This window comes from Christensenella sp. (assembly GCF_034927525.1).
GTDB lineage: Bacteria > Bacillota > Clostridia > Christensenellales > Christensenellaceae > Christensenella.
The window spans coordinates 1-9,225 of the sequence record NZ_JAYFPU010000208.1 but is presented as its reverse complement, the minus strand read 5'-3'; the positions used below and the strand labels follow the sequence as shown (position 1 = coordinate 9,225).

Annotated in this window: 9 protein-coding genes; 5 read left to right on the top strand and 4 right to left on the bottom strand. The window is 52.1% G+C overall.

Going from position 1 to position 9,225, the window contains the following annotated elements:
• Nucleotides 1-505: 505 nt before the first annotated feature.
• From VB081_RS08695 to VB081_RS08680, 4 genes are all read right to left on the bottom strand, one after another.
• Complete coding sequence (locus tag VB081_RS08695) at nucleotides 506-1,789, bottom strand: S1C family serine protease (RefSeq protein WP_323400432.1); 1,284 nt, start codon at nucleotides 1,787-1,789, stop codon at nucleotides 506-508.
• A 205-nt stretch (nucleotides 1,790-1,994) separates the two neighbouring features.
• Nucleotides 1,995-3,431 carry an MFS transporter gene (locus tag VB081_RS08690; protein WP_323400431.1) on the bottom strand — a complete coding sequence of 479 codons (1,437 nt, stop codon included), beginning with the start codon at nucleotides 3,429-3,431 and terminating at the stop codon, nucleotides 1,995-1,997.
• Nucleotides 3,432-3,533: 102 nt separating this feature from the next.
• Nucleotides 3,534-4,499, bottom strand: a complete 966-nt coding sequence (locus tag VB081_RS08685; protein ID WP_323400430.1) for a carbohydrate kinase family protein — start codon at nucleotides 4,497-4,499, stop codon at nucleotides 3,534-3,536.
• A 14-nt stretch (nucleotides 4,500-4,513) separates the two neighbouring features.
• A complete protein-coding gene (locus VB081_RS08680) occupies nucleotides 4,514-5,269 on the bottom strand; it encodes a metallophosphoesterase (protein ID WP_323400429.1) in 756 nt (251 codons plus the stop codon).
• A gap of 143 nt (nucleotides 5,270-5,412) precedes the next feature.
• On the opposite strand from VB081_RS08680, the gene rpmE reads away from it, so the two are divergent.
• The 5 genes from rpmE to VB081_RS08655 all read left to right on the top strand — a co-directional run.
• A complete protein-coding gene (rpmE, locus tag VB081_RS08675; protein ID WP_323400428.1) occupies nucleotides 5,413-5,613 on the top strand; it encodes a 50S ribosomal protein L31 in 201 nt (66 codons plus the stop codon).
• Between the two features lie 95 nt (nucleotides 5,614-5,708).
• Nucleotides 5,709-6,746, top strand: a complete 1,038-nt coding sequence (locus VB081_RS08670; RefSeq protein ID WP_323400427.1) for a DUF1385 domain-containing protein — start codon at nucleotides 5,709-5,711, stop codon at nucleotides 6,744-6,746.
• The gene (gene prmC, locus VB081_RS08665) at nucleotides 6,739-7,590 is read left to right on the top strand and encodes a peptide chain release factor N(5)-glutamine methyltransferase (RefSeq protein WP_323400426.1); all 852 of its coding nucleotides are present in this window, start codon (nucleotides 6,739-6,741) and stop codon (nucleotides 7,588-7,590) included. Before VB081_RS08670 ends, prmC begins: the two co-directional genes overlap by 8 nt.
• 3 nt (nucleotides 7,591-7,593) lie before the next feature.
• Nucleotides 7,594-8,655 carry a peptide chain release factor 1 gene (gene prfA, locus VB081_RS08660; protein ID WP_323400425.1) on the top strand — a complete coding sequence of 354 codons (1,062 nt, stop codon included), beginning with the start codon at nucleotides 7,594-7,596 and terminating at the stop codon, nucleotides 8,653-8,655.
• 6 nt (nucleotides 8,656-8,661) lie between these two features.
• Nucleotides 8,662-9,225: ZIP family metal transporter (locus VB081_RS08655; protein WP_323400424.1), on the top strand; the 564-nt coding region annotated here is incomplete at its 3' end.

Sequence of the window (9,225 nt, the reverse complement as noted above, 5' to 3'; positions counted from 1 at the left end):
TGTCATATCCGCCGATAGGCATTTGCTTTTTCAAAGAAAACTTCCATATATGTATCATCGTTGGTGCTTTTTCAGAAGCTCTCTTTATATTGTGCAAAGCTTCGGCGGATGGACAGTATTTTCACCAAGATTGATTTTTATTCTTGCTTGTTGGTTAGTTGGTAGAGACAGAAGATCGGTTGTTGTGCTACATAGGCAGTTTCTCCTTTCGATTAACTTGTTTTCATTATAAAGGGGCAATGTGAACAGGGGATGAACCGAAGCGGAATAAAACCTGAAGACTTTCTTAAGATAATTTAATAATTAAAACGGACAAAAAGAAACATCCACCTTACGGTGGATGTTTCTCAGATGATATATATTAATTGTAGGTTCTGTTTGGGTGGGGTTATGTTTCAAAGTTTTTCTTCATTTCATAGGCACGCCCTCCTCGTTTGTTTCGTTATATTCATGTTAGACTTTTTATGTGAAGTCTTCATGAAGTAACTATGAACAAATATTGAACTTACGCCGGTACGTATTCGCTGAGCGTGATGTCTGCAGAACCTGTCCTGCCCGAGCGTTCTACCGTTATATTGATCGTATCGCCGACGGCGTGGCCGTCTAAGATATCGTTTGCTTCAGATGCGCTTGTCACTTCCTGATTGTCGATCGCCACCAGACGGTCGCCCGCTTTGACGCCGATCTGTGCCGCCGCGGAACCCTCCGTTACCGACGAGACATATACGCCTGTTGCGGAAAGACCGTAGAGCGCCGCTTCCTGCTCGGAAGCAATGTCTATGAAGCTCATACCTGTTTCGATGCGGCCTTTGACATAGCCGTCAGCGATCAGGCTGTCGATCACAGTGCGTGCATCGTCGATCGGGATCGCAAAGCCGAGGCCTTCGATGTTTGTACCGCCGGATTTCGCAACCACGACGCCGATCAGGTTGCCCTGTCCGTCGAACAGGCCGCCGCCCGAGTTGCCGGGGTTGATGGCTGCGTTGGTCTGGATCAGGTTCATTGTCGTATCGCCCAGATTGAGCTCGCGGTTAAGCGCGCTTACGATACCGTTGGTGACCGTGCCGCCGAGTGTGCCGAGCGGGTTGCCGATCGCTACCGTCATATCGCCTACTTCAAGCGCGGATGAGCTGCCGAACGTCACGGGCGTGAGGCCTTCTGCCTCGACCTTCAGTACCGCGAGATCCATTTGCGGGTCGCGCCCGATGAGCTTTGCTTCGTAGCTTTCGCCGTTTTTGAGGCGTACCGTGAATTTGCTGCCGTCCTCTACTACGTGGTTGTTCGTTACGATGTAGCCGTCCTCCGAGATGATGACGCCGCTGCCTGCCGCTTCGCCCGTTACCTGCTGCATGAACTGGTTGGTCTGGGTGACCTCGGTCGTGATCTCCACGATGGAGTTTGCGGATTTTTCAACGATCTGCGAGACTGAGAGGTCTTCGCCGCTATTTAGGTCTGCCGCTGTCTGGACGACGCCGTTATCCGTACTGCCGCCAGTTACCGAACCCGCTGTATTATTGATCCGTCCGGCGCTGAACCCAAGAAATGCCGAGGTCGCGATACAAGCGGTGAGAACCACTGCCGCTACCTTCTTGGTCAGGAAGGGCGATTTTTCTTTCTTTGGTTTTTTGCTGCCTCCGTCCGCACCTCCGCCTGAGAACTGGGGGTCGTCTAAGCGGACAGGATAGTGGCTGTTATTATAATAATTGTCCTGCGGGACGTTTGCATTCTGGTTCATGAAACCCGGTACATCCTGCAGAGCATCGTTTTCATTGTTATAAAAATTGTTCATTGTTTTAAGCCTCCTTAGTAGTCTTCATAATATATGATAAATCCGTCGTTCCCGTTGTTGCTTACAATTTAATGATAAAGCTTGAAAGTGACGAATTCTTGAACTGCAGTTGAACAAATTTTGAAGGAAAAGTAACAAATTTATGAATGAAAAAAAGAGCGCTGCAGCGCTCTTTTTGAAAGCAAAAATCTTTATGATTGAGCGGTCAGGCCGCTTTTTTCTGCTTTTTATCCTGGAACAGGCGCACGACTGTGAGCACCACGCTCACGGCAAGGATGATAACGCCGATTGTGTATACGGTCTGCATGCCGTATACGAAAATATCAGGACGGCCTGCAACATACCCTTCCACATGATGCCCGGCCTTTGCGCTCATCAGTGAATATAATAAGGTAGTGAGAAGCGCGATGCCTGTGACGCTGCCGAAGTTGCGTGTGAAGGCATTGATACTGCCGGTGATGCCGAGCTTTTCTTTGGGGGCGGTGGACATAATGAGCGATGTGTTGGGCGCAGAGAAAATGCCTGCGCCAAGCCCCACGATGCACAAATAGATAACGAGCTTATAGACGGGTTCCGTCGCCGTCATCGTTGCGAGCAATGCAAGCCCCGCCGTCATGATCACAAGCCCTACAAGCGTGACTTTTGCCGCGCCGACCTTATCGGAGATATAGCCGGAGATGGGCGACATAATGCCCATCGCGATGGGCAGGCTCATCATCACAAGCCCGGTGGAGCCGGGATTGATTTTCAGTACGTCTTCGATATAAAACGGCTGTATGATGCTGATGCCGCTCAGGGCGAAAAACTGGATGAGCACACAGATGATGCTAAGCGTAAACAGTGGGTTTTTGAAAAGGGACAGGTCGACGATAGGCTGCTGCCGTCTGCGCTCGAAGTACAAAAACAAAAAGACGAGGCCTGCCGCAGCAACAAAGCATAATATAATGTAATATTTGTCGTAACCGACATTCTCGCCTGTTAAGAGGGCAAAGAAAAAGAGGATGACTGCCGCAGCAAGCGTGACCGCCCCGCGATAATCCACCTTCTGCTGTGTTTTTTCGCCGCGCGGCAAAAGCCTTAACGCAAGGAGGAAACCGATCACGCCGATGGGTACGTTGATCAGGAAGATATAATTCCAGTTTAGATAGGTGACAATCAGCCCGCCGAGCGGGGGGCCGAGCATGGTGCCTAGCGCAATGGCGATACCCGATATGCCGAGCGCGCGTCCGCGTTCGTTTGAGGGGAAAACCTCGGTGATGATGCCCTGGTTGTTGGCCATGGCTGCTGCGCCGCCAATGCCCTCGATGACACGCGCGACGATGAGCGTATTTAAATCATGCGAAAGGCCTGCCATCAGCGAACCAAGCGTAAACACGACCGTACCGAACATGAACAGCCTGCCCTTGCCTTTGATGTCGCCCAGCCTTCCGAAAAGCAGGATGGAGGCGACGACCGCGATCAGGTAGACGATGACGACCATCTGGATGGATTCCATATCCGTGTGCAAATCCTTGACCATCACGGGCAGGGCGACATTGACGATCGTACCGTCGAGCGTAGCCATGAACGGCATAAAGATGAGTACCGCTAGGATAGACCACTTGTGTTTTGCGTAGTATTCCGGGCTTGTTCTTTGCACCATTTTCTTTTTCTCCTGTATTTTGGATGATTTATATATACCCAATATGAAAAGAAAAAATCAAAAAAAGCCGCATACAGTGATATGCGGCTTAAGGAATTTCGGTTATTTGAGGAGCGCTTCGACCTCCCGTGAGCGCGGCATTTTGGAAAACGCGCCCTTGCGCCCGATGACAAGCGAAGCGGCGGCATTTGCGCGTGAGACGATGGCGGTGAGGGCTTGGGTGGTAAGCGATGCAAGACCGGTTTTGGCGATGTAATGCAGGCATGTCCCCATGAACGAATCGCCCGCGCCAGTCGTATCGATGATGTTCTCCTGCACACAGCCAGGTATGCGGGTATGCGTACCGCCGTGGTGCATAAGGCAGCCGTGCTCGCCGCAGGTGACGAAAATGAGCTTTAGGCTGGGATAGGAGCGACAAAGCTTTGAAAGCGCACCTTCCAGCTCGGCTTCGCCGGTATAGTATAAGATCTCGTCGTCAGATATCTTGAGGACGTCGCAGTTTTGCAGCCCGTAATGGATGGCATCACGCAGCGCCTCCGTATCCTCCCACAAAAACAAGCGGATGTTTGGATCGAACGACACGAGACAGCCGCTTTTTTTGGCGTGCTCAACACAGGCGATGGTCGCTTCCTTACACGGTGCGTCGACAAGGGAAAGCGTACCGAAATGAAAGATGCGCGCGCCTGCGATCGCGTCGTAGGCGATATCGTCGCTGCGGAACATGATGTCTGCGCCGGGTTTGCGGTAAAAGGTAAAGTCGCGTTCGCCGTTTTCGTCGAGGCTCACGAGCGCAAGCGTCGTTGGGATGTAAGCATCGGTCAATATGCCCGATGGATCGAGCCCCGCCTTTTTTGCAGCCGAAAGCAGCATGCGTCCGAACGAATCGTTTCCGACCTTGCTCATAAGCAGGCAAGAAGAACCGAGCGAAGCAGCCATAGCAAGCGCGTTGGCGACAGCGCCGCCGGGGTTGGCCTCAAAAAGCGGCTGGCCTTCAGTGGATACGCCGTGCGGCGTCATGTCGATCAAAATCTCGCCGATGGAAACGATATCGTATGTTTTTTGTTCCATAATAGTTTACCGTCCTATTTTTCGTTTTGAGGCAATAAATGTATGAGCAATATCTCGCGCGGGGCAAAAAGACGAAAAGGGATCACGCTGACGCCCAGCCCCATGCTGATGATCATTTGAGTGCTTCCGCTTGTATAAAGGCCGTCCGAATATTTGGGGAACGGACGATGGTCGCCGGGGGAGATGATCGCTTTGCCACCCGGAAAACGGATCTGTCCGCCGTGCGTATGGCCGCACAGCACAAGGTCTGCGCCCGTTTTTACGTAGCCGTCTTCAAAGGGAGCCGGATCGTGCGCCAGCAAGAGGTGAAAACGGCCGTCCTGCGGGAAGTGTAATTTTTGATAGCCATACTTGTCTACGGTCGGGTCTTCCACACCGCCCACTTCGATCGTTACGCCGTTCGCCCTAAAGGGCACATACTTGTTTTCGAGCACGGTCACGCCATTTTGTACAAAGATATCCTTGACGTATTCCGGCCACACGCGTTCGTGGTTGCCTGTCACAAAAAAGGATGGAGCAACCTGCGGAGCCCATGCGGCGATGTTTTCGATGTATGTGTTGTTCGGCTGTTTTGTGTAAGTATCGTATATCATATCGCCGGTGATGGCGATCATATCCGGTTGCAAACGTTCAATTGCATCGAAAAGAACGCAGTTCGTTTCCCCAAATTCCTTTTCGTGCAGATCGGAAATGTGCGCGATCCGTATGGGGGAGGCAATCTTGTCGCTGTAAATTTTGTATTCCTTCACACGGAACGCCGGATTCTTCATGCATCCATTATATGTTATCCGGACGGGGAGGGCAACAGAGGAAAGTGTAAAGAAACTGTGAAAATTATCAAAAAAACAGTTGCATTTTACGTTTATCGTGCTATAATAAATAATGCTAGTTTTGGAAAAAGAGGTGAGATGGAATGAAAGAAGGAATTCATCCGAAGTATGGCGAATGCACAGTAACGTGTGCTTGTGGTGAGACATTCAAGACCGGTTCTGTAAAGCCGGAAATGAGAGTTGATATTTGCTCGAAATGCCATCCGTTCTTCACAGGAAGACAGAAGCTGATTGACACAGGCGGTCGTGTGGATAGATTTAAGAAGAGATACGGCATCAAATAATGCCGCTTATTTCGTGATATTCGCGTGGTAAGAGATTACAGACCGTTGGAAGGGATTCTTACGGTCTGTTTTTTGTATCGCAGAAAGAGGAATGAATGAAACGTACAAGTATCGGCGGGCAGGGCGTTCTTGAGGGCGTGATGATGCGCTCTCCGGAAACGACGGCAATCGCCGTCAGGCGGGAGAGCGGGGAAGTCGTGACGCAAAAGCAGGCGTCGCAGTCGCTTTCCACCAAATATAAAATACTGGGCGTGCCCATCATCCGCGGGGTGGTGAGCTTTGTTGAAATGCTTATTATGGGCGTCAAGACCATCACGGACGCGGCAAAGATGTACGATCCGGAAGATACGGAGATGGAGCCATCGAAGGCAGATGAGTTTATCGCCAAAAAGACGGGCAAAAGTTCGATGGACGTGGCGATCTTTTTTGCGGTGGTGATCGCACTTGTGATCGCTGTGGGCTTGTTCTTTATTTTACCCAACCTGATCACGGGGTGGATCACGCCTTATGTGGACAGCGCGCTCGGCAAGAACCTGATCGACGGGCTGATCCGCGTGGGGATGTTCATCATCTATCTGGCGGCGATCTCCAACATGAAGGATATCAAGCGATTGTTTGGCTATCATGGCGCGGAGCATAAGGTCATCAATTGCTTTGAGCACGATATGCCTATGGATGTGGAACACGCGCGCCAGAATACGCGGCTGCACCCACGCTGCGGAACGAGCTTTCTTCTGATCGTGATGATCATTTCGATCTTGCTCTTTACGTTGCTTGGCTGGAGTGAAAACTGGGCGGTCCGTATCGGGCTGCGGCTGTTGATGCTTCCTATCGTTGCGGGCGTTTCTTATGAGGTGCTCAAGCTGGTGGCGAAGTACGACAATAAGTTCACGATGGCTTTGAGGAAGCCAGGCATGGCGCTGCAGTACTTAACGACGCGCGAGCCGGACGACGGCATGATCGAGGTGGCGCTTATTTCGTTCCTTGCGGCGGAAGGCAAAAAGACGGATGAGGAAATCGATGAGATGGCGCGCAGCTTCAGCCATAAGATTGACGGGTCTCCGGCTGATTTTGCGGCTGCGGCAGAGGCAGAGCCGGCGGAAGTGGGCGGCGCTGCGCAAACCAATGAGTAACTGGAACGAAGTATATATACAGACAAAGAAAAAACTTGCGGAAGCGGGCTTGATGGAAGCGGAGGCGGAAGCAAAGGTATTGTTAGCGCATGTGTACGGCGGTGATTTTTCGCAGCTGTACCTGCGCTTTTTCGATGTATGCGAGCAAGAGGACGAAATCAGGGAACTTGTTGCACAAAGGCTCACAGGCAAACCCGTCGCCTATGTGATTGGTGAAAAATATTTTTACGGACGGTCTTTTTTGGTGGATGAGCGCGTGCTGATCCCGCGCTATGATACGGAGTGTGTGGTACAGGAGGCTTTGCTGCTGGCACGTGAAAACGGATACCAAACGGCGCTCGACCTGTGCTGCGGCAGCGGCGCAATCGGCGTCACGCTGGCGCTCGAAGGTTCGTTTGAAAGGGTGTTTCTGTCAGACGTCTCGCAGGGTGCGCTCGTTGTGGCAAAACAGAACAAGGAGATTTTGGCAGGCGATGCGGACATCCGTTTTTTGCAGGGCGATCTGTTTGAGCGGGTCGTGGAAAAAACTGACCTGATCGTGTGCAATCCGCCGTATATCAGCGACCATGACTACCGGGGACTGGAAACACAAGTGAAGAAATATGAACCGAGGCTGGCGCTGTGGGCGGATCGGGACGGGTACGCGTTTTATGAGCGTTTGGCAAAAGAAGCGCCGCGGTATTTGAATGCGGGCGGCGCGCTGGTCTTGGAGATCGGCGATACGCAGGCGGAGCGTGTATGCGCCTTGCTAAAAGAAAATGGATTTGTTAAGATAAATACTGGTTATGATTTGAGTGGCAGGCCGCGTTTTGTGAGCGCGACTGCGACCGTTTATGAGGGGTAATGTATGCAGGAAAAACTGAAAAAAATCAAGGATCGCTATGACGTGCTTTCTAAGGAGCTTTCCGATCCGGAAGTGATCGGCAATCAGGATAAATTCCGCGCGCTGGCGCAGGAGCAATCCGCGATCGCGGATATCGCGGCTGCCTATGATGCGTATGCAGTGGTGCTTGACCATATCGCACAAAACAAAGAGATCATCGAAACGGAAAACGACGAGGAGTTCCTGCTGCTTGCAAAGGAAGAACTGGAGCAGCTTTTGAAGCAAAAGGACGAGATGGAGGGGGAGCTCAAGGTCTTGCTCATTCCGAAGGACAAAAATGACGATAAGAACGTTATTTTGGAAATCCGCGCTGGCACGGGCGGCGACGAGGCCGCGCTCTTTGGGGGAGACCTGCTGCGCATGTATACGCGCTATGCGGAGCGGCACAGGTTTACGATGGAGACGCTTTCTTCTAATGTGACGGAACTTGGCGGCGTGAAGGAACTGGTGGTTTCGATTGCCGGCAAGGGCGCGTATTCCCGCCTGAAATACGAAAGCGGCGTGCACCGTGTACAGCGTGTGCCGGACACGGAATCCTCCGGGCGCATCCATACTTCTGCTGCGACGGTGGCGGTGCTGCCTGAGGCGGAGGAAGTGGAAGTGAACATCAACCCGAACGATTTGCGTGTTGATGTGTTTCGCTCGGGCGGGCACGGCGGGCAAAGCGTCAATACGACGGACAGCGCGGTGCGCATTACACACATCCCGTCCGGGCTGGTCGTTACCTGTCAGGATGAAAAATCACAAATAAAAAATAAAGCAAAAGCGATGAAAGTACTTGTATCGCGTTTATATGATCTATATAAGGATGCGGCGGACAGTGAAATGTCGGAAAACAGGAAAAGCCAGGTGGGCTCGGGCGACCGGAGCGAGCGGATCCGTACGTATAATTTCCCGCAGGGGAGGGTGACGGATCATCGGATCGGCCTGACGCTTTATAAGCTGGAGGCTTTTCTTGACGGAGACATGGACGAGATGATCGACGCGTTGATATTAGACGAAAGGCAGAAAAAGCTCGCACAGTAATTTGAAATGGATACGATATTTTATGCAACGCTGATCGGTGCGCTTGTGGGTGCGCTCGGAACGGGCATCGGTGCGGTGGCGACATTTTTCATCAGGGTAAAAAACAACCGGATATCCGCCGTATTGATGGGGATTTCCGGTGGGATCATGCTTGCGATCGTATTGTTTGATATGCTGCCGGAATCTTTGGAGGCGGCTGCGTGGTGGGTGACGCTTGTGTTCCTGTTGCTGGGAGCGCTTGTGATGCTGCTTATCAACAAGCTGCTGCCGCACTACGACGTGCCTTCCGAGCACGACGACAGCATTATTGCAGGGCTGAAGCAAAAGCGCCTGGTGCGCTCGGGGCTGCTGCTGGCGCTTGGTATCGGTGTACATAATTTGCCCGAAGGGCTTGCGCTCGGCAGCGGACTGACGGCTGCGACCGGCTTTGGGGCGGGGCTTGCTATCTTGTTGTTTGTACATAACATCCCGGAGGGGATGGGGCTGGCGATCCCGCTGAAGCTGGGCAAGGTGCCATACGGGAAAATATTGCTGGTGGCGGTGCTGGCTGCCGCACCTATGGCGATTGGC